We start from the raw sequence: 22,036 nt of genomic DNA, 5'->3' as shown, positions 1-22,036 counted from the left end.
ATTTATTAAGAGATTTTTTTAAGTTGTTAGCCCTTGCTGCCTCAACTTGACTATAGTCTCTACCAACACATCGGGTTGCACAGGTTTAGACAGATGCCGATCGAAACCTGCAGCAAAAGCACGATCGCGGTCTTCATCCCTAGCATAAGCCGTCAGAGCGATCGCCCAAAATTTCCCTGTCTGCGTGTTCAAAGAACGCAGCCTTCGTAGCAGCGAATAGCCGTCTTCCTCCGGCATTCCGATATCGCTGACCACAACATCCGGCTCAAACTGCGAAGCCACCTCAAAGGCCTCAGCAGCAGACGATGCAGCCCTGACAGCGGCCCCGGAATCCGCCAAGACAAACCTCATAAATTCCCGCGAATCAACCTCGTCATCAACCAGCAAAACCTTAACTCCCAGTAAATTACCAGGGCCAGTCAAAACCTGCCCTTCCTCACCGGCGATCGAATTTAGCTGCATCGCAGGGAGACGGAAAGTAAAAGTCGATCCCATATCCAGTCCCGGACTGCTCGCCCAAACCGTGCCACCGTGGAGTTCCACCAACTGCCGGACGATCGCCAGACCCAGCCCCAAACCGCTATAATTGCGAGTAATCGTAGCATCCGCTTGGCGGAAAGACTCAAACACGTAAGGCAAAAAATTCGGTGCAACCCCAATTCCCGTGTCGGTAACAGCCAACTCAACCTCCGAATCAACTCTCGAAAGCCGGATTTCAACTCGCCCCCCGCGCGGCGTAAACTTAATCGCATTCGTCAGCAAATTCCAAATCACTTGCTGCAAGCGGCCGGGGTCTCCTGATACCCAAAATTTCGGATTTAACGGAGATTCAGGATTGCCAGAAATCTCCCCGGGTTGGGAAAACTCTGCAGTCTCCAAGCCCAAATCTACAATTGCAAACCGTAAATCGATCGACTTAGCATCGGCGGCCAACCGCACCGTATTCACCGCTCCTTCCACCATCGAAATCAAATTTACCGCACAAGGATTCAAAGTCAACTTGCCGCGAATAATCCTAGAAATATCCAGCAAATCATCAATCAATTGAGTTTGCAATTTAGCATTTCGCTCGATCGTTTCTAAAGCCCGCCCAGTAGCAGCCGGACTAAAACTGCGGTGCCGCAGCAGTTGCGCCCAGCCCAAAATCGCGTTTAAGGGCGATCGCAGCTCGTGAGAAAGAGTTGCCAAAAACTCATCTTTCATGCGATTTGCTTGTTGAGATTCCTCGTAAAGTCGGGCATTGTCGATCGCCCCCGACACCGCCTGAGCCAACTGCATTAAAATAGTTTCATCATCTTCGGCAAACTCCCCCTCATACTTGTCCGACAACTGAATCAATCCCAGATTTCTGCCGTCCCGACCCGTCAGCGGTACAGCCAGCCAGCCCCGCATCGGCGGGCGCTTCCCCGCAGCCTTGCCCAACTCCCGCCAGGCCGGGTGAGCCTCTAACTCGCTTTGAGTCATTCGCATCGGCTGTTGCTGCTGGCAAACTTGTTGGTAAATGCCCGTACCGTCTGGTTCTTCGCAGTAATCTTGCCACGCGGCGTATTTTTCTGACATGGAAAACTTGCTAATTCCCGCATCCCAGTTAGCCGCCGGGTTGAGGTTGACCGCTACCTGGTGGACTTCCAGAATTTGGCGGGCGCTATCGGCAGCTAACTGAAGTATTTCTGCCACCGACAGCGTGGAGTTGATAGCAACTGACGCGGAGGTTAACTTTTGCAGGCGGCGCAAATACGAGCGCTCGCGCGCGTTGGCCCGCGAGCGCTCGTATTCTAACTGTTTGCGATCCGTAATGTCGATCGCCACGCCGAACAGCCGAGGGGGGGTGCCCGATGCCTCAAAAACCACCCGCCCTTTGTCGTGGAGCCAAATCACTGAGCCGTCGGGGCGCACGTGGCGGTATTCCGACTCGTAAACTCCCGTCCCGCTGAGTGCGGCATCCAAATCTGCCAAAAAGCTTTCGCGGTCTTCTGGATGCACCGCATTCTTTTTTTGCTCAAAAGTACCGACGGTGCTGTCTGGGCCAAAACCAAGGTGTGTTTCGGCATTGGACGAACGGCGGACTTCCCCGGATGCCACATCCCATGTAAAAGCCACCGTATTAGCTGCTTCTAGGGCAAAGCGCAAGTTTTCCTCGCTTTCTTGCACCCGGGCTTCGGATAATTTACGATCGGTAATATCCCAAACCACGCCGATTGCTCGCACCGATTTACCCGTACCATCCTCAAAAAACTTGCCCCTACTCGCGATCCAGTGCAAGCTGCTGTCGGGCCAAATGACTCTAAATTCGTATTGGTATTCTATTTTGTTTTCTAAAGCAAAGGCAACAGCCCGGGCGATCGAGGCCTGGTCATCCGGGTGAATGCAGCTAAAAAACGCTTCGTAAGTTCCCGCAAAACTGCCTTTTTCCAGCCCGAATAACAGTTCGTGTCCCTCCGACCAAACCACCTCGCCATTTAATAAATTCCAATCCCAAGTTCCCATTTTCGAGGCTTCGATCGCCAACCTCAGCCTTTCCTCCGAAATTGCCAACTGCGCCGACGTTTTCGCGTAGTTCTGGCGCAACTGCTGATTTTTCAAGCTTTCGCCCACTGCCGCCGCCAGTCGCTTTAAGTGCCGCCCTTTGAACACGTAATCGCTCAAACCAGCTTTCATAGCTTCGACTGCCACTTGTTCGCTGCCGCTGTCAGTACACATAATTACCGGACAATTTGGGTAGCGGCTTTGAACTTTGCGGAAAATAGTTAATCCGTCGCTCCAGTGCAGTTGGTAGTCGGTAATTACTAGGTCAAAACCCCCGGCGACCAGGATTTGTTCGAGAGATTGGATATCAATAACCGACTTAATTTCTAAATCAGGAAAAGTTTTCCTCAGTTCTCGCTCGATCATCAGGCGATCGTTCGGGTTGTCGTCGATTAATAGAATAGACACCATTAGCCTTTTAGTTTTTGTATGGGCGCAAACATTCTTAAATCTAACAATATGTTAGTGAGCAATCTCGACAATTTAAATATGTACTTGGTGGGTTAATTAGACTTGCCAATAATTTTATTGTATTTTGCTTGTATTTTATTATATTTTAAAGCTCTTGACATCCTCAACCAGCCTTTTAGGGGCGTTGCCACAAGCAAATTAATTAAGTAAGTTGTTCTAAAACGGATCAGAAAGCCTGCTCAGGCGGGAAAGGTGCAAGAGATTACTTAACTTTTACTATACTAATTGTTTATTGTGTCTTCGGGTGTGCACAAGCGGGTTGATTGATTCTTTGGGCTACAGCAGAATATTACTGTTAAAACCCTCTTCCCTAGAACCTCATCTTGTAAATCCCGATTCACTGCGCGTTGCCGAACTTGCTTCCTCAACTCTCGCACTTGCGTAATTTTACCCAGAAGCTGGTACCGATTCCCAGAGTCGATTTCAGCCCGATCGCGCCCCCCATCCGATCGACTCCTTTGCTCGCGATCGCCAGCCCTATTCCCGTCCCTGGATAAACTTCTTGACCATGCAGGCGATCGAACAACCCAAAAATCCTCTCTTGAAATCTTTCTGCAATACCAATGCCGTTGTCTTCTACCCAAAGATAGATATATTCTTCCTCAGCTTCTGCATAAACTCGCACCTGCGGCTCTATCCCCGGCTGCACGAACTGGTGGAGCGTTGGAGAGCAAGTTAGTCAAGACTTGCAGCAGCGTAGCAGGATGGGCCAACACCGTAGGTAGCGGTTCGACAACCGTTATCCGAGCTTGTTTTTCGGCAATTTCCGCCTCTAGTTGCGCGATCGATCGAGCCACAATTAAATGAAGAGTAATCCCTAGGACGGGCTTTTCTTAGACATTTCCGTTATAAATTAGACAATTGGTATAGGCTGGAATAATTCACCTAACCAAACCCAGATATGTCCAAATATGTACCACCAAGAATCGCTATTCAACGACTCGGAGTATGTTCAAAAACACGCTTAGCGGTGGGAAAAAGAAGGGAAAATCAAAGCGTACAGAACACCATCAGGACAGCGACGATACGACGGAGACTCAGTTGTCAATATTCCATCTACTAAACCAACCATCCTCTACGCCAGAGTTAGCAGTCGAAGTCAAAAAGCCGACCTTATTCGACAGGCTGACTTTCTTTTGTCTCGCTACCCCGGATGTGAAATCATCCAAGACATCGGGAGTGGGCTTAACTTCAAGCGCAAAGGTCTTATCGCCCTACTGGAACACATTTACACGGGCGACATCGGAATGGTTGTCATTGCCTCAAAAGATAGATGATGCAGGTTCGGATTCGATCTTATCTCATGGTTTGCCGAGCGGGGCGGGTGTAAGATTTTGGTTCTCAACAATAGTTCACTTAGTCCAGAAAGAGAAATGGTTGAAGACATACTCGCAATCGTCCACGGCGACCGTTGCCGACTTTACGGACTCAGAAAGTACAAAAAGCAAATCATTGAAGACTCTGACGTACCGAGTCTATCCAAAGGGGGAGACGAAGAAAGTCTGGATGTTGAGGATTCATGCTAATCGAAAAGTTTACAATAACGCAATTGCTTATCTGAATCAACATCAAGGAAAGTTTACCTATTACACTGTGGACAAAAAAACTAATCAGCCAGTTTTAAAAACTTCAGGCAAGCAAGCTTTTCGGAGCTTTTGTAAAACCTTGGACTACCAGATAATCCCTGAGTGGTGCAAAGAATTAGGCATAGCTCACGGTTTAGATAACGCACTCTTTGAGGCTTATACAGCTTGGAAGAAAACCGACAAGCAGCCCGCCCAAATAGGCAAAGGAAAACAGGCAAAAATTAATCCTTTAGCCGGATTGAAGTTAGCTCGATTCAGATCGATCCGAGCCCAAAAACAGACTATTCAGTTCGCTCCGGGGGACTATAAGAACGGTCATCTAATGACCAACGCTAGCAAAGGTTTGGAGAAGTCTCTGTGGACTGGGCAAGATTTCTGCTTAATCAACTACGACAAAGCCGTAGAAGTCACCTACAACAAGGGGCGCTGGTTTGTAAATATGCCTGTAGAGATGGACGTTCCAGAACCTAAGAATGGTGGCAAGACTATCGCACTTGACCCCGGACTGCGCTGTTTTTTGACCGGGTTTGATGGTAATTCTTTTACTGAATTTGGCAAACACGACTTTGGGAAGATTGCTAGGTTGTGTCAACATTTGGACAAAATGCAATCAAAACTTAGTCGCTCTCAAGGTAGCGAGTTTTCTCGATTACGCTATCGATTAAAACAAGCTATGGAAAGGGTGAGGACAAAAATTAAAAACCTACGCTCTGAGATTCACAAGCAAGTAGCAAGTCACTTGGCTAGGAATTATGATGTTATTTACTTACCTACTTTTGAAACTTCTCAGATGGTGGCAAGAGGTACTCGCAAGCTCAATTCTAAGTCGGCGAGAGCAATGATGACTTGGGCATTCTATCAATTCTCCCAAACCTTAGAACATCTCTGTAATCGTTACGGTTCGAGATTGGTTAGGGTGACTGAAGAATACACTTCTAAAACTTGTACAAAATGCGGTCATATTCACAAAAAATTGGGTGGCTCTAAAAGTTTTAAATGTCCCAATTGTGGTTATGAAATACCCCGCGATTTTAATGGTGCTTTGGGGATTTTTCTCAAAGCTTTGTGGGATACCACCATACTCTGGGACCTGTCTGATGAGTGTGCTATATTCAGATTGTTGCCGATTGTCGGGGATTGTCTGGATTAAAAGTATCAGAGACTGCTTTTAGTGGCAAGTTAGCTTTGCTGAGGCGGCTGTACTCTAGCAAATTTTCGATTAAAGTATTCATCAGACTTGCGGCGTCATTAATCCGATACAAGTAATCCTGTGCAGTAGCATCCAACTCGCTGGCTTTATCTTTAAGCAACATTTCAGCAAAAAACGAAATTCCCCGCAGAGGAGCGCGCAAGTCGTGAGAAACTGAATAGGTAAACGATTCGAGCTGTGCGTTAACTTCTTCTAACTCAGCAGTACGCTCTCTCACCCGCTCTTCCAAAGTTTCATTAAATTCCCGCAAAGCAAGTTCAGCCTGCTTGAGTTCAGTAATATCTTCAACCAATCCCTCAATGGTACTTTCACCTTCTGCGCTGTAGAGATATTGAGTAAACCGAATCCATTTTACTCGACCGTCTGCCAAAGGAAAGGTAATTTCGATATTTTGAGACCGAGACTCCCCTGAATCTAGCAGGGCTGTTTCATTGTCTTGTACGGGCAATCCCCCCGTGGTTGCCGCGATATCTGAAACCCCGACCCCCTCGTCTATGGGCTGGGCGGGCACGGGGAGTAGGGGTAGCACCGCCCCTACAAAACCCTGGTTTTCCGTAGGGACAATCCCCCCGTGGTTGCCCCGAAACAGCCCTGCCTGAATCTAGGGGTTGCACAAACAATTGCTGCAGATAAATCCCTTGAACATCTGCTAAATTGCTAGCATCAAACAAGCGCAAAAAAGCTTGATTGCTTTCCAAAAGCCGCCCCTCGGAAGTCGCTCGAAAAACTCCGACATTTAAGTGTTCTAGCAGGGAATGAAGTTGATTTTCCAGTCGGGCGACTTCCAGGCGGCAACTCGATCGAGCACTGCGCGAACCGTAACGCAAAGGCGGACATAGTGCTTCGGCGACTTGATAATGTAGTCGTCCAAGCCGGATTTCATCGCCTCTACAGCAATTTCTTCGTTGCAGTATTCGTAAACATTAAAATCGGGCATTCTGGATAACTGGCTTTAATAGTTTGAAGCACATCTAAACCGTTTGTCCAGCGTACTTGGTAATCAGTAATTACCAGATGGAATCCGCCTCGTTTCAGTGCTTCCCCGAATAATCTATCGTCGCAAATTTCCGTTATTTGCAATTGCGAGAATTGCCGCTCTAATTCGCGTTTGACGAGCAGCCTATCTGTTGGGTTGTCGTCAATTACCAGAATGTGTACCACTTTAACAATTAATAATTTTGCTATTAGCTTAGAGTGGCGATCGATCATCATAAAAATGTGGGAAATTGCCCCTTTAAGATGATAGAGGACGGGCTTACTCACGAGAAACTTAATTTACTCGTTACCCGACAGAGCCTGGTAACGAGGAAACAAGCAATAAAAACCGGGAAACGGCTACTACAAACCCGAAAATTCGCTAGGTTCCGGCAGTTCGCTATAGTTGAGCCAATACTCGCTAAAACTCTGCATCATTTCCAATAAAGAAGCAAACCCGACCGGTTTAACCAAATATGAATTTACCCCTAAATCGTAAGCTCGCTTGACATCAGGTGTTTGCCTAGAAGAAGTAAGCATAACCACCGGCAAGCGTTTTAGTTCCGGCTGCTGCCTCAGCCAAACCAGAACCTCATGACCGGATCGCCTGGGCAATTTCAAGTCTAGTAAAATTATCGCAGGTAAAGGATAGAGATCGCGATCGCTGTATTCTCCGTCTCCATTTAAATAAAAAACCGCTGCATCTCCATCTCGGACAATTTGCAGCGAAGTATTAGCAAAAGTCTCATTGCGAAAGGCCCGCTGCATCAATAGAATATCAACGGGGTTATCTTCCACCAGCAAAATCGTCTGCGTTTGCGTCATGCTTCCTCAGTTGTATCCAAAATCGACTGCCTTGTCCTAATTGAGATTCCACTCCAACTTGACCGCCCATGCGATCGACTCCTTTTTTTACAATAGCTAATCCTATACCAGTTCCGGGGTAAGACTCGATACCGTGCAGCCGTTCAAAAACCCGAAAAATGCGTTTTTGATGTTCCGGAGCAATACCGATGCCGTTGTCTTCTACCCACAGACGGATCGTGGGGACTGGCAATAGAGGGCTGGTCATAAGTAACTGGGAATGTTCCCACTGTCCCACAGTTTGCATTTCCAATTTTCTCGCTATATCCCTGTCTGTCTCTCCCTCTTGAGGCAGCTCTATTTCCTCGGCCCATATCTGCACTTGCGGCGGTGCGCCTTCCACAAATTTTATGGCATTGGTGAGCAGATTGGCGATTACTTGAACTAAAGTAACGCGGTGGGCCATTACCGCAGGCAAGGGCGATTGAACACTGATTTGAGCGTGCCTGGATTTAGCGTCGGCTTTTACCATAGCAATTGCCTCGGCCACAGCAGATTCTAAGTCTAAAACTTGCAGCGATAAATCCGTGCGGCTGAGGCGGCTGTAAGCTAGCAAATCTTCGATTAATTCTTGTAGTTGTTGCCCAGAATTAACAATTTGCTGGGCGTATTCTTGACCGAGTTCGTCGAGGATGTCACGGTAATCTTCTAATAAAGCTTCAGCCAATCCCTGCATTCCCCGCAGGGGAGCACGCAAATCGTGGGCAACGGTATAGGTGAAAGCTTCTAATTCTTCGTTAGCTGCTTGAAGTTGATTTGTGCGGAGTTCCACTCGCCTTTCTAAGGTAGCGTTGAGCATCCGAATTTCCGCTTCTGCTTGCTTGCGGGCGGTTATGTCAATGGCGGTACTAATTACTAAACTTCTGCCGTCGGAAAGCTCGCCTAAAGGTGCGGAATAAAAGTCCCAAATGCGAGTTTCGCCGCTGGCTGTGGCAATCATATATTCGCCTTCAGAAATGCGGGTGTTTAATTGGTGCAGCCGATCGATATCTGCTTGCACTAGCGATTTGCGGCTGTGGTAAGCTTTTTCTGTCCAATCTTCAATTGTGGGAATTTCTGAGTGTTGGTAGCCTGAGAATTCTGTCCAAGCCGAGTTAATTTGCAAAACTTGTCCGTTTTCAGCGTGCAGCATAATTGGGAGGGGTGCCTCGATAATGGCGCGGCGGAAACGTTCTTCGGTTAATTGTAGGAAGTGGCGATCGTGTTCTAGCTGTTCTAAGAGTTGATTTTGCTTGATTTCGGCATTGTCGCGCAAAGTTCGATCGCGCTTCACCAAATAGTAAACCAACACCATCAACAGGAAATTTACTAAAGCGGCAACGGTAAAAGTCAGGATTGTCAAAGTAGCACTCGTTTGAGATTCTCGGGCGCGCTGCTGTAATAGCTGAGTTTCTTCCGCTGTCATTGTGGCTATCTGCTGCCGAATGTCGCCCATGATTTGCTTTTCCCTACCGGATTTTACTCGCCGCAGGGCTGCTTCTAAGTTTTGTTGGCGTCGCAGATTGATGGTTTTTTCAAGTTCGGCTAATTTAGAGTCGATCGCAATTTTCAAGTCGCGAATGCGCTGTTGCTGCCGGTTGTTGTCGGCGGTTAGCTGCTGCAATCCGACTACTTGTTGGTTGATGCGGGCGATCGCGCTGTGATAGGGTTCTAAATAACGTTCTTCTCCCGTCAGCAAATAACCGCGCTGTCCGGTTTCAGCATCTTTTAAGGTAGAAAGCGTGGCTTCGAGTTCGGTTAAAACTCGGTGAGTGTGGCTCACCCAGCGTTTGTTTTCGACTAACTTGAGAGTATTGCGGTAGGAAGTTGCCGCATTTAAAATTAGCAGCGCCACGGCCATTCCGATACCTGCGGTGATTTGGCGAGTCAGGGATTGTTTCATGAAATGATGGCACGCGAGTCCTGCTTTTTCTTTTATTGTAGCGGGATGCAGATTACGCCAATTTTGGGCGCGGGCCGGCAGTCAGCTAAAGCCTACAAATTTAAGGAGCAAATTTGCGATCGATCTTGTTTCTAGTTTAGTCTCCATGTTCCTCGCATCCCCCTTAAGTCGGAGATGGCCTAAATCGCTCTCTTGCGTCTCGTGATTCAGGCAGACACCAGACAATCTAAGATAGCCTGCAAAGCTTAATTCGCCTTTTTTTGCATCGATTTTTGTATCGTTCGTCTTCCTTTGAAAGTTTCAAATTGCGGCGTAAAGAAAAGAGTTTTTACCTATTGACTCCTGTTGATTTTTGGGGTATATTTTAGATAATGGGAGTGGTGACATAAATTTAAATTTTGTCACCACTCCCATTATCTAATAATACATTATCAATCTAGCAAAGTCAAGCTTTTTACCCAAAAAAAAAAGGCGAATTTTTAATATTTTATTTAAAAAATAATCTGTGGGAGGCAGGGAGAAATTTATAGAGGTGATGACGCGGGTGAAGAGTATGAGAAATCAGAAATGCGAGCGATCGGGTAATTGGGGAGAATTAAGGGGTGGAAATTAGTTTAACATGGGAATTACAGCATATTCCAGGTTTGTGAAGTACACCTCAGAAACCGGGTTTCTTTACAGTTCAAGCCTTTAAACTGATTCTGTTCAAGAAACCCGGTTTCTCTGTACTACACATATATGGAATATGCTGTATATCTTTTTGCGAGTGCGAGCGAGACGCTCGCACTCGCAAAGAGACACTCGCCCTGCACTGAGAAAATTAACTGAGAAAATTATGATTCCGAGTGCAGTGGCGCAACAATATAATTACACAATCGCAGCCGCTGCTTTCATCGCGAAAATGCGATCGATCGCATCTTCAACAACCTTATCAGGCGTAGAAGCACCCGAAGTCACGCCGACTACAATTTTACCATCCGGTAGCCAACCTTCAGTTACGACCAAATCTCCCCCCAAAGGCTTGTGTTCGATCCGATTTCCCGGTAAAATGCGCTCCGCACAATCAATATGATAAGAAGGAAGAGTTTTGTCGATCGCAATTTCCTGCAAATGCGTAGTATTAGAAGAATTAAAACCCCCAATCACCAGCATCAAATCCAACTTTTCCTCAACCAAACTCAACATAGCATCTTGCCGTTCCTGAGTCGCATCGCAGATAGTATTAAAACTCAGAAAATGCTCGCTCAAATTCTCCGGCCCGAACTTCCGCATCATCGTTTTTTCAAACAACTTGCCAATATTCTCTGTCTCAGTTTTGAGCATAGTAGTTTGGTTAGCAATCCCCACCATTTCTAAATCCCGATCCGGGTCAAAACCAGCAGAATAAGCCTTACTAAACTTAGCAAGAAACTCATCGCGATCGCCCCCATGCAAGATATAATTGCTGACATATTCAGCTTCTTGCCAATTGAGCACAATCAAATACTTATCAGCAAAAGAACTCGTCGCCACAGTTTCTTCGTGCTTGTACTGACCGTGAATAATCGAAGTGTAATCCTTTTTTTTGTGCTTCTCAACAGTATTCCAAACCTTAGAAACCCAAGGACAAGTAGTATCAACAATCTTGCAGCCCTTATCATTAAGCAACTGCATTTCTTGCACGCTCGCTCCAAAAGCAGGTAAAATTACCACATCGCCACTATCGACAACCGAAAAATTTTTCTGCCCATTCTCAACAGCAATAAAACCCACCTCCATATCCCGCAAATGCTCATTGACAGACGGATTATGAATAATCTCATTAGTAATCCAAATCCGTTCCGAGGGGAAATGCTGGCGAGTCTCGTAAGCAATAGCTACAGCGCGTTCCACCCCCCAGCAAAAGCCAAAAGCCTGAGCCAGCCGGATTGTAACTGCGCCGCGTTCCAGCCTGTAATTATTGTCGCGAATTTGCTGGATCAGACTGCTTTGATAAGCCGTCTGCATCACCCCAGCTACCTCGGCTTCGTGTCCGAAACCCTTGCGGTGGTAGTTTTCAGACTGTTGGAGCGATCGTTTAAAAGCTTTAGTATCCATGCGGTATCGAGTAGAAATCTAGGTTAATTACCTTTGATTTTAGAACCATTGGAGAACTCTCATCTCAAATTTGAAAACCCCGCCTGCAACAATTGCAAAACGGGGCAACCCAACTACTATTATTGAGTCTGACTGCAAATTACAGATTCAAACCTTGTGCTGCACAAAATCCCGCAAAGAAATCCGGTTTATTAGAAAAATCTGGGTTGGGAGTCGATAAATCTCCAAAGAAACTGGGTTTCACAGGCTTGAGTGCGTCAGTCTTAAGCTGTCACGCATTTAAATTGCATATTCAGGGCGGGCTCTTAGGCCCAACCCCTACTCCCCACAAGAATTAGATTGTTTTTTGACATTCTATTTAAATGCACAACAGCTTATGGTCTTTTCAAACCTTCTTCGGCGCAAAAGGAGAACTCGATTCAAACGAACTGAAACCGCCGGCGAAATCCTCACCGTAAGCTTCTTCCCCGTGCTGGCCGATATCCAAACCTTGGTCTTCAGCAGATGAGGGCACTCGCAGTTCCATAAACTGTTCCAAAATTTTCAGGATCGCAAAAGTGCCGACACCCGCAAACACGTAAGTAACTAGAACGCCTACAAACTGGGTCACAATTAGCCCCGGATTCCCGGCAAACAGCCCGTTATTTCCGGCTGCGTTAACGGCTTTAGTCGCAAATAAGCCAGTCAGAATCGCGCCCACAGTTCCGCCTACGCCGTGAACCGGGAAGGTATCCAAAGAGTCGTCAAATCCCAGCTTAGCGCGCCAGCTAACGGCAAAGAAGCAGCAAACCGAAGTAATCGATCCGATCAAAAGCGCTCCCACTGGAAGCACGAATCCAGCAGCAGGTGTGATTCCCACCAATCCCGCGAGGAAACCGCTAGCTATTCCCACTGCTGTCGGTTTGCCTCTGAGCACCCATTCCACAATTGTCCAAGTTAAACCGCCGGCTGCAGCAGAAATCATCGTGGTGACAAAAGCCACTGTTGCTAAAGAACCAGATCCCAAAGCGCTACCGCCGTTGAAGCCAAACCAGCCGAACCACAGCATCCCAATTCCCAGCAAGACGTAGGGTACGTTGTGGGGGGTGTGGGGCTTGTTCAAGTGGTCTTTGCGGGGCCCGATCATCCAAGCTGCGACAACGGCAGAAACACCGGAACTAATGTGTACGACTGTGCCGCCGGCAAAGTCCAGAGATCCGATCGCCGCCAGCCAGCCTCTACCCCAAACCCAGTGGGCTAAAGGAGAGTAGATGAAGGTAGACCACAGCAACACGAACCAGAAATAGGCTTTAAATGTTACCCTTTCGACGATCGCCCCTGAAATCAAGGCTGGAGTGATGATCGCGAACATCATCTGGTACACCATGAAGACTTGGTGGGGTATTGTCGGTGCGTAGCCGATCGGATCTGGGGTGTCCGCCGTGACGTTGTTCAAGAACATCCAGTCGAAACCGCCGATGAAGCTTTCGATCCCTTGACCAAACCCTTTATCATTGAGGTTGCTGGCGGTGACATCAAAGGCTAAACTGTACCCCCACAACGTCCAGGTGACGCCGATCGTTCCCATCATCACCAAGCTCATCATCATGGTGTTGAGGACGTTGCGCGATCGCACCAGTCCCCCGTAGAAAAATGCCAGCCCTGGTGTCATCAGCAATACCAGGGCTGAGGACACCAACATCCAGGCCGTATCGCCGCTATCGATCGGATTCGGCACCACCGCAGCCGCGGCACCAGCATCTTGAGCTAAGGCATTGCCGGTCAGCGGCACGCTTAACAGCCACAGCGCGATGATGCCGATCGTTAAACTTTTTTTGATCACGTTAGTTGTACCTTCTCATACTCAGCAATTTTCAGGGAAGACCGAGCCGATTTTAGATGCGAGGATTTTAGATGCAATAGTTATTTGGTTTTAAGTCCCTGTTTTAGCGGAACAAATCTTCAATAGATAATTCCCCAATCCTCAACCCCCCGACTTCGTATAGCCGGACTCATCTAAATTCGTCAACTCTCAATCTAATGGTCTATGCCTTTTGGATTGCACCATTTGTACAAACCGTTATTCTGTATCACCCTATACTAAATAGCTAACTATCATATTTCTTAATGTATCATTCGATACTTGACATAGCCAGTGATAGCACAGTAACCGGAGAGGGGGAGAGTTGGGGAGAATATGACTTCATCCTTGATCTTTCTAACTAAGGACTAATGACTAAGGACTAATGACTAAGGACTAATGACTAAGGACTAATGACTAATGACTAATGACTAATGACTAATGACTAATGACTAATGACTAATGACTAAGGACTAATGACTAAGGACTAATGACTAAGGACTAATGACTAATAACTCATGACTCATTTTTCAACTGCATCTGATCGAACAGTTGCAGGGCCGATCGCCAAACCAGATAACCTTGATCGTTAAGGTGCAAGCCATCGGTGCTGAGTTCGGTTGGCAAATTGCCCTCAGCATCCGCAAACAGCGGGTACAAATCCAGATACAAAACATTTTCCGAACTAGCAATTTCTTTCAGCCGTCGATTTATTGCCCGAATCCGACTGTTAGGAATCGCCAACAGCCGATCGCGATTTTCCCAAGTAGCTTGTTCCCCGCTGTGCGGCAAAATCGACTGCACCACAACTTGTGCTTTGGGGTGAGCCCACCGCAAATCGCGAATTATCTGCCGCTGGTTGTCCAAAATCCCTTCGTCGCCGGCCCCCCGCAACAAATCGTTAATCCCGATCATCACAAACACGGTATCCGGCGCAGTTCGATCGAACAACTGCAACCGCTTCAGCAAACCCACCGAAGTCTCCCCCGAAATCCCTTGATTCAGCCAAATTCGATCGGCTGGTAACAGCTTGGTCGGAAACCACATACTCAGAGAATCCCCAGCCAAAACACTCAGTCTTGAGGGTCGATTCGCCGCCGCCGCCTCAGCTTCGCGACCCAACTGCGTCACCCACTGCTGGTAAGTCCATTTGTGTCGCGGCCCGGGAACAGGCACGTCTAGCACTGCCTTTGCAGAGATCGCCGGTTGGCCAATTTGTTCCTGGGCCGCTTCTGCCCTCACCGCATCATTCGCCTGGAAGCTTTCTGTCAAGTTGTTTCCCCGCAGCAGTAGTTGAGCGACTGTAACTATCAGTACCCCGTTCGTCACCAAAGATAGCAAAGCCCAAACCGGAACAGTTTTCGATCGGCTAACTTCCATCCCTAAGAGGGATTTATGAGTTCTACTTCTGCTACCTCCTCCAAACTTCTCCATAAACTCAAGCTATTTGCAGCCATCACACCGAATAATTTGCACTCATTGCTGCATCAAATTTTACCGCTCAATTAAAGCCTCAATTCTTGTAATAATCAAGCACTGTGCTGTGTTGGGCAAGGGCGGCGATGCAGAACTTTGCTTTTTCGCACTACTTTACCATAAAAAATCTGCCTACCAAACTTTCTTGCCATAAATCGGACTTGTCCAACCTGCAGACGGGGACATAAATATATCTAAAACTTACCGAAATTACCCATTTCTGATGCTAAAATCCAAAAATGAAAAAATTAACTATAACTGAAGCAGCCAAACTTAAAGGTGTGAGCGCTTCCACCTTGCGCCGGTGGGAAGCCGAAGGCAAGCTAATACCCGAACGCACCGCTAATGGTCACAGACGCTATGACCTAGCTCATCTTCTCGGCTTAAAACCCAACGGCGCTTTAACCATAGCTTACGCTCGGGTTAGCAGCCACAACCAAAAAGATGATTTAGACAGACAAAAACAAGTTTTGGAATTGTTTTGTGCATCTCAGGGGTGGCAATTCCAAATCATTGAGGATGTAGGTTCTGGGGTTAATTACAGTAAGCGGGGTTTACAACATCTAATTCGGGCGATCGCAGACAATCAAGTAGAAAGGTTGGTATTAACTCACAAAGACCGACTGTTGAGGTTTGGTTCCGAACTAATTTTTAATTTGTGCGAACACTTTGGGACAGAGGTAGTGATTATAAATCAAACCGAAAATACTAGCTGTGACGAGGATTTAGCTAAAGATATACTAGAAATAATCACTGTTGTCTCCGCCCGCCTTGATGGCAGCAGGAATCCCAAGAACAAGCGCGTCGTTGAAGAACTTAAAGCAATTGCCGGTAAACTCTAATCAATACACCCGTTTGCAAAGTTCGTTAGTTACAGATTCTCAATTCCCAATTACCAATTAGCGGCGCACATCTCATGCAATCGCAAACTACTATATGTAAGGTGTTGCATAATAGCGGGATGATTTTGATTTTTTTGTCGGATGGACTTTCTTCGCCCGAAGGGGTGTATTTTCACAGCAGGCGGGACACCCCACCATAATCATCCTCAAATTGTGCAACGCCATATGTCCGCCATTAAAGGTCAATTAAAAATAAAAATATGCCCGCGTTCGTATCGAAGATTGAAACGCGAGCACAACGATAGACAGCCATAAGTTGGCGGGTATTTCAGATTCGGGTGTTTCTGAATAAAGCGGTGAATTAGCTGATAAATAGCTAATTTAGGACAGGAAAGCTGAATTGATCGATCTCTTCGCACGCTCTACATTTTGTTAGGCCTCCCACCAGAACCCCCACCATAAACGCCGTAGCCGCTCTCACTTCTGTTATCCAAGCTCGTTTCCTTCACAAACCCGGTGTAAGCTTCCATCCCATGTTCGCCGATATCCAAACCTTCAGCTTCCTCTAAAGCAGAAACGCGGATACCCAGCAAAGCTTTGAGTGCCAGCCAAAAAATCGTACTCAGCAGCACGGTCATACCGCCTACAGAGATAATGCCGACCAACTGCGCCCAGAGTTGACCGAAACCTCCGCCCACAAGCAATCCGGCTGCAGGGCCTGCGGTATAAATTCCAGTTGTAGGCCCGTCAGCAAACAGCCCAACTGCCAGAGTTCCCCAGATGCCACAGACTAAGTGAACTGAAGTTGCGCCTACAGGGTCGTCAATTTTCAAGTTGTCGAAGAAAGTTACTGCGAAAACTACCAGGATACCGGCGATCGTGCCGATAATGGCAGAGTTGGGCACGTTGATCCAAGCGCAGCTAGCTGTTACGCCGACTAAGCCGGCGAGGATGCCGTTGATAATCATCGAAAGGTCGGGTTTGCCCAGGTACAGCCAAGCAGTGATGGTTGCAGCAATTCCCCCGAAGGCGCCGGCGGTGTTGGTGGTGATCGCAATGTGGGCGATCGCATTGGGATCGACTGCCATTGTCGAACCGGGATTAAACCCAAACCAGCCCAACCACAAAATCAAACAGCCCAAGGTGGCAATGCTCATATTGTGTCCCGGCATCGCCACAGTATCGCCGTCGCGGTACTTGCCGATCCGCGGCCCCAAAAATGCCGCTCCCATCAAAGCAGCCCAACCGCCTACCGAGTGAATCACTGTCGAACCGGCAAAATCCCAGAAGCCTGCGTCTGCCAGCCAGCCGCCGCCCCAAATCCAGTGTCCGGTAATCGGGTAAGCAATTCCTACTAGCAGCAAGCTGAAAATTAAGAATTCAAGGAATTTAATTCGCTCTGCAACGGCTCCAGAAACGATCGTCGCAGCAGTTCCCGCAAAAACTAATTGGAAAAAGAATTTAGCGTTGAGGGGGACTCCCGTCCAGTTAAGCGACTCGAAAATGCCTTGATAAGCCTCTCCTGTGGCGGGGCTGTTGTCAGCTACGTTCCACAGGAAAAATCCGCCGCTGGTGCCGATAAAATTGTTGCCATTGCTGAACATTAAGCCAAAGCCGATCGCCCAATATGCGATCGTAGCAAGCGCAAAAACAATCAAGTTTTTGGAGAGCACGTTAACCGCATTTTTCTGACGGCAAAAACCGGTTTCCAACATACCGAAACCGGCGTTCATAAAGAACACTAGCATCGCCGCCACCATGACCCACATGGTATCCATGCCCACCTTAAGGCTTGCTAATTGTTCCTCGGTGGTTGGCGCGGGAGCTGTTTGGGCTACCCCCGCATATCCCCACACCAAGACGATGATTGCAGCTAAAGGTATGCAGGCTTGCCAACTTGGAGTGAGGCGGGCGATCGCCCGTGGTAACTTCTTCAACCTGTTGACTTTCGTAAAATATTTAGCTGCTGACAAATTTAAAGACTCCCGCTTGACGGGTTTTGACTTTTTCTTTCCGACAGTCATTTTAATCACTTTTACCCTCTTTACGGCTAGTAAGCTCAGCAATATTCGGAAAACTTTCCAATCTTACTACAAAAGTTTATGGATTATTTGTTGAGATTGAGATAGTTATGATAGCCTAGCTCTTCTAGTTGATTTTGTTTTTTCAGTACAGATTCGGACAAAGTTTTGCGGTAATGCAAAACTCGCTCTAGCAATTCTGGCTGATGAGCTGCCAGTATCTGAACTGCCAGCAAGCCAGCATTCTTAGCGTTGCCGATCCCCACTGTTGCTACGGGTATCCCGGCTGGCATCTGCACGATCGAGTACAGCGAATCTACCCCTTGCAGGTGGCGGCTCGGTACGGGCACGCCAATTACGGGCAATGGGGTTAAAGATGCTACCATACCCGGGAGGTGCGCCGCTCCCCCGGCACCTGCGATAATGACTTTCAAGCCTCGTTGGTGAGCGGTTTGGGCGTATTCCACCATGCGCGAGGGGGTACGGTGCGCCGAGACGATCGCCACGGAGCAAGCAACGTTGAATTCTTCGCAAACTGCGATCGCATCTTTCATGGTTGGCAAATCCGAATCGCTACCCATGATAATTCCCACTGTCGCTTGATTCATAAAATTTTCCGATTTGAGATTTCAGATAAATGCTAATTTTAAATGATTGCGTTAACTCAAATTTAGATATTTTGTACCAAAACTGACCCTTAAAAGCAATTTGGCCACAAGCCCCCGTCTGAGCAGCCCTAGAGCCAGCAAAAAGCAAAAAGCTCCCCCTCCTCATCGCCAGCCACCGGATTTATCCGTAGCGAATATTAAATCTAAAATCTCAAATCTAAAATCTAAAATCGGATGACTGAAGCCACAACCCCAACTGCCACCCCCACAGATATTCTCAATGCTCGCCTCCCCGGTTGCAAGGATTTGCAGATGCTTGCTGTTGACGAAACGGGAATCATTCAAGAAGTTTTGCCGATGGACGCCGTATTTAAACGGATTTGTCCTCCCCATTTGCAAGTGGTTGATGTAGGAGGCGATTGGCTTTCTCTGGGCGGTGTTGACTTGCAGATTAACGGCGCTCTCGGTTTTGCTTTTCCCGATTTAGAAAGCAAGCATATTGAAATTTTGCCAAAAATTTGTCAATTTTTGTGGAATCAGGGAGTCGATGCTTTTTTGCCTACTTTGGTGACAACTTCGCTGGATAAGTTTAGGCGATCGCTCTCGACTATAGCTGATTATATCCGTACTGCAAAAACTACTGTTGGCGCAACCAATAAAGCCAAAACAGCGGAAATTATCGGCGTTCATCTCGAAGGCCCTTTTCTCAACCCCCTGAAGCGAGGCGCTCACCCAGTTGAGTTTTTGTTACCGCTAACTATAGAAAATGTCAAGCAAGTTTTAGGAGATTGTGGCGATATTGTCAAAATAATTACTTTAGCGCCGGAGTTAGACAGCACAGGCGAAGTCATTTCCTATTTGCAAAGTTTGGGAATTTCCGTGAGTCTCGGACACTCCCAAGCGACGGCAGAGCAAGCGCAGCAAGCATTTGAGCGGGGAGCTTCAATGGTAACTCACGCTTTTAATGCGATGCCGAGTTTGCACCACCGAGAACCGGGTTTGTTGGGAGCGGCGATTGTTTCTCCGGGGGTAAAATGCGGTTTAATTGCTGACGGGAAACACGTTTCTCCGACAATGATTGATTTTTTGCTGCGCGCTGGTAGGTATCAAAAAGGCGTTTTTTTAGTGAGCGATGCTTTGGCTCCTTTGGGTTTGCCTGACGGTGTTTATCCTTGGGATTCCCGACAAATTGAAGTCAGAAAAGGTACAGCTTGGGTAAGATTAGATTATCACTCGACCCTGGAATGTGCTACTTTGGCAGGTACTACTCTGCCGCTGTTGGCGGGAGTGCAGAATTTGGTGGAGTGGGGGATTTGCGATGCCGAAAGTGCGATCGCCCTGGCAACTGAATCTCCGAGAAGGGCGATCGGAATTTCGGGAATTATTGGCAAATCTGCAACTCAATTACTGCGCTGGAATTTAAATGCGACGACAAAGGAATTGACTTGGCATCGACTCTTTTAACCTGTTATACCATTTTAGATTAAAGAATTGAAAAAGGGGGAAGGGGCGAACTGGTATTACCAGATACATTTGAGATTTTAGATGTGCCGTTTGCATCTAAAATCTCAAATCGCCCATCTAAAATCGGTTGTTGCAAGTTGCACATTTTCTGAACCGGATTGCTATATAATATCTAACCGTTGGCAATAACTCAGCAGCAGGCAGATCGATGAATTTGGTAGATGACAAGACTATAGTTAGACAGTATTTTAACTCGACGGGATTCGATCGGTGGCAGCGAATTTACGGCGACGGCAAAGTCAATAAAGTTCAGCTAGACATCCGCACCGGGCACCAGAAAACGGTGGATACAGTCCTCGAATGGCTGCAAGCTGACGGCAATTTACCCGGGCTTTGTGTCTGCGATGCCGGCTGCGGTGTGGGATCTCTGAGCATTCCTCTGGCTGAGGCTGGGGCGATTGTTTGCGCTAGCGATATCTCTGAAAAGATGGTAGCAGAAGCCTACGCTCGATCGACAGCCGTTCCCGGCAAGCTCTATAACATCTCCTTCGCCGCCCAAGATTTGGAAGCTTTAACGGGCAAATTTCACACTGTGATTTGTTTGGACGTGCTGATCCACTATCCTCAAGATAAGGCTGCGGAAATGATTGCTCACCTAAGTTCGATCGCCCAATCGCGACTAATTATCAGTTTTGCCCCCAAAACTTTAGCACTCACCGCCCTCAAAAAATTTGGCGAACTTTTCCCCGGCCCGAGCAAAACTACCCGCGCTTACCAGCACCGCGAAGCTGATATTATCAAAATCTTAGAAAACAATGGTTTTGTGATTAACAGAACAGCCATGACGAGCACGAGTTTTTACTATTCTCGCTTGCTGGAAGCTGTGCGGAAATAGGGTAAAAACATCTGCCAATTCTGATGCCAGTTTAGAGGATTTATTGGCGGGGTGGGGCGGGTTTACACAATTTGTTGGTGGGTGGGGGCGGGTTTTTATAACTTGTCGATGGGTGTCATATATTTCGGTGAACCCGCCCCTACAGCTATGGTTAAATGTTGCATAAAATTCCTGGTAAAATTGGGTTTAATTTCAATTTCGATTTTTTTACCCACTAAGATGAACACATTTGTTTAGGCGTTTTCATATGATTAAGTATTTTAATAGCTTGCTGCCAGTGATTCTGAGCTATTTCTAATTCTCCAAAATCCCGGTAAGTCAAGCCTATGTAATAATTCCTAATACCTAATTCGTACTAAATCTCCCTTAAGAAGGGGAGTAGGGGTTGACTTTGAGAAGAATCTTGTCCACCCCCTACTCCCCCTTAGTAGGGGCGGTGCGACCCCTACTCCCCGTGCCCGCCCTCTGTGTTAGGGTTGATCGGATTCTATTCAGCCTCATAAAAAATTGGTCTAACCCCTGGGATGTTTGAAAAAGTGTGATGTCTTAAGTGCGATCGCGTAGGGCAGCGAAATGTCAGAGGTGCGTGACTGCTGCCTTGGACTGCACAATTGTGAGTTTTGAATGTGTATTGATTTTACACTGAGTTACGGGTTAAAAATTTATTCAATAATTAAATTTTTGCAAACATCATTTTGGAGGTTAGAAGTATGGAGTTTCTGGCGGATGGAGATTGTGCGGATGCAAGGCTGCTAATTGTTGTGCGATGCTGTGCGTCATCGTCTGCGACACTGGGAGCGATCGTGTAAATGATTGTTACAAAAGCTGGGACTATGCGTAAAAAAAGAAAGCTATTTCCGAAATCTATATAGAGGCCCAAATTTAGGGAATCAGAAGCTATGAGGTTTGTATCAGAGAATGCAGCAGGCGACAGCAACAGCAAAGCTAAGTTAAATCAGAAGGTGGAACCAAATATGTCATCAGCGCCAGAAAGCAAAGATAATCCGATTAATCAGGTTTTGGATCGAATTGAGGACATTTTGTATGAGACTTGGAAAGAAACAGGGTTTGGCAAGGTGACGATTGAGAGTGAAAGGGCGGAAAGGGGTAAAGGTAAGATTCAAGTGATTGTGAAGGGTTCAACATATTATCGGTATCACATTTCTGAGGAAGATGTGAGGGAGTGGAATTCAAAGGAATAGGTGCGATCGGTGGGGTGGGGGCATTGGTGACAAGTTAAGGCTGTAAGTCTTTTGTCAAGAGGCTTTCGGAGAGTTCTTAAAAAAGAATTGGTCAGACC

General features: G+C 47.1%; 18 protein-coding genes and 1 pseudogene. 6 read left to right on the top strand and 13 right to left on the bottom strand.

The window, feature by feature from the left end; all coding sequences use genetic code 11:
* Positions 1–18: 18 nt before the first annotated feature.
* The 3 genes from QUB16_RS14955 to QUB16_RS14945 form a co-directional block, all read right to left on the bottom strand.
* Entirely contained in the window at positions 19–2,937 is a 2,919-nt protein-coding gene (locus QUB16_RS14955) for a response regulator (RefSeq protein WP_333317164.1), read from the bottom strand.
* A gap of 424 nt (positions 2,938–3,361) precedes the next feature.
* Entirely contained in the window at positions 3,362–3,622 is a 261-nt protein-coding gene (locus QUB16_RS14950; protein ID WP_333317162.1) for an ATP-binding protein, read from the bottom strand.
* A complete protein-coding gene (locus QUB16_RS14945) occupies positions 3,600–3,794 on the bottom strand; it encodes a hypothetical protein (RefSeq protein ID WP_333317161.1) in 195 nt (64 codons plus the stop codon). The genes QUB16_RS14950 and QUB16_RS14945 overlap by 23 nt, the downstream gene beginning before the upstream one ends.
* A gap of 104 nt (positions 3,795–3,898) precedes the next feature.
* On the opposite strand from QUB16_RS14945, the pseudogene QUB16_RS14940 reads away from it, so the two are divergent.
* Positions 3,899–4,523: pseudogene (locus QUB16_RS14940) on the top strand (IS607 family transposase).
* Positions 4,504–5,733, top strand: a complete 1,230-nt coding sequence (locus QUB16_RS14935; protein ID WP_333317159.1) for a transposase — start codon at positions 4,504–4,506, stop codon at positions 5,731–5,733. The pseudogene QUB16_RS14940 and the gene QUB16_RS14935 overlap by 20 nt, the downstream one beginning before the upstream one ends.
* On the opposite strand, the gene QUB16_RS14930 is transcribed toward QUB16_RS14935, so the two are convergent.
* From QUB16_RS14930 to QUB16_RS14895, 8 genes are all read right to left on the bottom strand, one after another.
* The gene (locus QUB16_RS14930) at positions 5,696–6,241 is read right to left on the bottom strand and encodes a histidine kinase dimerization/phospho-acceptor domain-containing protein (RefSeq protein WP_333317157.1); all 546 of its coding nucleotides are present in this window, start codon (positions 6,239–6,241) and stop codon (positions 5,696–5,698) included. The two genes, QUB16_RS14935 and QUB16_RS14930, sit on opposite strands and share 38 nt — an antisense overlap.
* Positions 6,242–6,538: 297 nt before the next feature.
* Positions 6,539–6,730 (bottom strand): hypothetical protein, encoded by a 192-nt coding sequence (locus QUB16_RS14925; protein ID WP_333317156.1) that lies wholly within the window; start codon positions 6,728–6,730, stop codon positions 6,539–6,541.
* Positions 6,682–7,056, bottom strand: a complete 375-nt coding sequence (locus QUB16_RS14920) for a response regulator (RefSeq protein ID WP_333317153.1) — start codon at positions 7,054–7,056, stop codon at positions 6,682–6,684. Before QUB16_RS14920 ends, QUB16_RS14925 begins: the two co-directional genes overlap by 49 nt.
* 75 nt (positions 7,057–7,131) lie before the next feature.
* On the bottom strand, positions 7,132–7,593 hold the full coding sequence (locus QUB16_RS14915; protein WP_333317151.1) for a response regulator: 462 nt from the start codon (positions 7,591–7,593) through the stop codon (positions 7,132–7,134).
* Positions 7,556–9,514 carry a CHASE3 domain-containing protein gene (locus tag QUB16_RS14910; protein WP_333317149.1) on the bottom strand — a complete coding sequence of 653 codons (1,959 nt, stop codon included), beginning with the start codon at positions 9,512–9,514 and terminating at the stop codon, positions 7,556–7,558. The genes QUB16_RS14915 and QUB16_RS14910 overlap by 38 nt, the downstream gene beginning before the upstream one ends.
* 867 nt (positions 9,515–10,381) lie before the next feature.
* Entirely contained in the window at positions 10,382–11,590 is a 1,209-nt protein-coding gene (locus QUB16_RS14905; protein WP_333317148.1) for a 4-hydroxy-3-methylbut-2-enyl diphosphate reductase, read from the bottom strand.
* Between the two features lie 385 nt (positions 11,591–11,975).
* Positions 11,976–13,412: an ammonium transporter gene (locus tag QUB16_RS14900; RefSeq protein ID WP_333317146.1), complete on the bottom strand. Its 1,437-nt coding sequence runs from the start codon at positions 13,410–13,412 to the stop codon at positions 11,976–11,978.
* A gap of 534 nt (positions 13,413–13,946) precedes the next feature.
* Entirely contained in the window at positions 13,947–14,864 is a 918-nt protein-coding gene (locus QUB16_RS14895) for an SGNH/GDSL hydrolase family protein (RefSeq protein WP_333317145.1), read from the bottom strand.
* 281 nt (positions 14,865–15,145) lie between these two features.
* Here QUB16_RS14895 and QUB16_RS14890 point away from each other — a divergent pair, with 281 nt between their 5' ends.
* On the top strand, positions 15,146–15,748 hold the full coding sequence (locus QUB16_RS14890; protein WP_333317143.1) for an IS607 family transposase: 603 nt from the start codon (positions 15,146–15,148) through the stop codon (positions 15,746–15,748).
* 422 nt (positions 15,749–16,170) lie between these two features.
* On the opposite strand, the gene QUB16_RS14885 is transcribed toward QUB16_RS14890, so the two are convergent.
* Positions 16,171–17,772 carry an ammonium transporter gene (locus QUB16_RS14885; protein ID WP_333317141.1) on the bottom strand — a complete coding sequence of 534 codons (1,602 nt, stop codon included), beginning with the start codon at positions 17,770–17,772 and terminating at the stop codon, positions 16,171–16,173.
* Positions 17,773–17,855: 83 nt separating this feature from the next.
* Positions 17,856–18,377: a 5-(carboxyamino)imidazole ribonucleotide mutase gene (purE, locus tag QUB16_RS14880; protein ID WP_333150234.1), complete on the bottom strand. Its 522-nt coding sequence runs from the start codon at positions 18,375–18,377 to the stop codon at positions 17,856–17,858.
* A gap of 234 nt (positions 18,378–18,611) precedes the next feature.
* Between purE and nagA the strand changes: the two genes are divergently transcribed.
* From nagA to QUB16_RS14865, 3 genes are all read left to right on the top strand, one after another.
* Positions 18,612–19,841 (top strand): N-acetylglucosamine-6-phosphate deacetylase, encoded by a 1,230-nt coding sequence (nagA, locus tag QUB16_RS14875; RefSeq protein WP_333317139.1) that lies wholly within the window; start codon positions 18,612–18,614, stop codon positions 19,839–19,841.
* Between the two features lie 208 nt (positions 19,842–20,049).
* Entirely contained in the window at positions 20,050–20,736 is a 687-nt protein-coding gene (gene bchM, locus QUB16_RS14870; RefSeq protein ID WP_333317137.1) for a magnesium protoporphyrin IX methyltransferase, read from the top strand.
* 899 nt (positions 20,737–21,635) lie between these two features.
* Positions 21,636–21,938 carry a hypothetical protein gene (locus tag QUB16_RS14865; RefSeq protein WP_333317135.1) on the top strand — a complete coding sequence of 101 codons (303 nt, stop codon included), beginning with the start codon at positions 21,636–21,638 and terminating at the stop codon, positions 21,936–21,938.
* The last annotated feature ends 98 nt before the right edge of the window (positions 21,939–22,036 follow it).

Source organism: Microcoleus sp. D3_18a_C4 (assembly GCF_036702415.1).
Classification (GTDB): Bacteria; Cyanobacteriota; Cyanobacteriia; order Cyanobacteriales; family Microcoleaceae; genus Microcoleus.
This window is presented reverse-complemented; position numbering and strand designations above follow the sequence as displayed.

Coding starts and splice junctions, on each gene's coding strand:
- QUB16_RS14865 (WP_333317135.1), top strand. CDS start 21,636: ATGAGGTTTGTATCAGAGAATGCAGCAGGCGACAGCAACAGCAAAGCT.
- QUB16_RS14915 (WP_333317151.1), bottom strand. CDS start 7,593: ATGACGCAAACGCAGACGATTTTGCTGGTGGAAGATAACCCCGTTGAT.
- purE (WP_333150234.1), bottom strand. CDS start 18,377: ATGAATCAAGCGACAGTGGGAATTATCATGGGTAGCGATTCGGATTTG.
- nagA (WP_333317139.1), top strand. CDS start 18,612: ATGACTGAAGCCACAACCCCAACTGCCACCCCCACAGATATTCTCAAT.
- QUB16_RS14905 (WP_333317148.1), bottom strand. CDS start 11,590: ATGGATACTAAAGCTTTTAAACGATCGCTCCAACAGTCTGAAAACTAC.
- QUB16_RS14935 (WP_333317159.1), top strand. CDS start 4,504: ATGTTGAGGATTCATGCTAATCGAAAAGTTTACAATAACGCAATTGCT.
- QUB16_RS14890 (WP_333317143.1), top strand. CDS start 15,146: ATGAAAAAATTAACTATAACTGAAGCAGCCAAACTTAAAGGTGTGAGC.
- QUB16_RS14955 (WP_333317164.1), bottom strand. CDS start 2,937: ATGGTGTCTATTCTATTAATCGACGACAACCCGAACGATCGCCTGATG.
- QUB16_RS14885 (WP_333317141.1), bottom strand. CDS start 17,772: ATGACTGTCGGAAAGAAAAAGTCAAAACCCGTCAAGCGGGAGTCTTTA.
- QUB16_RS14925 (WP_333317156.1), bottom strand. CDS start 6,730: ATGCCCGATTTTAATGTTTACGAATACTGCAACGAAGAAATTGCTGTA.
- QUB16_RS14895 (WP_333317145.1), bottom strand. CDS start 14,864: ATGGAGAAGTTTGGAGGAGGTAGCAGAAGTAGAACTCATAAATCCCTC.
- bchM (WP_333317137.1), top strand. CDS start 20,050: ATGAATTTGGTAGATGACAAGACTATAGTTAGACAGTATTTTAACTCG.
- QUB16_RS14910 (WP_333317149.1), bottom strand. CDS start 9,514: ATGAAACAATCCCTGACTCGCCAAATCACCGCAGGTATCGGAATGGCC.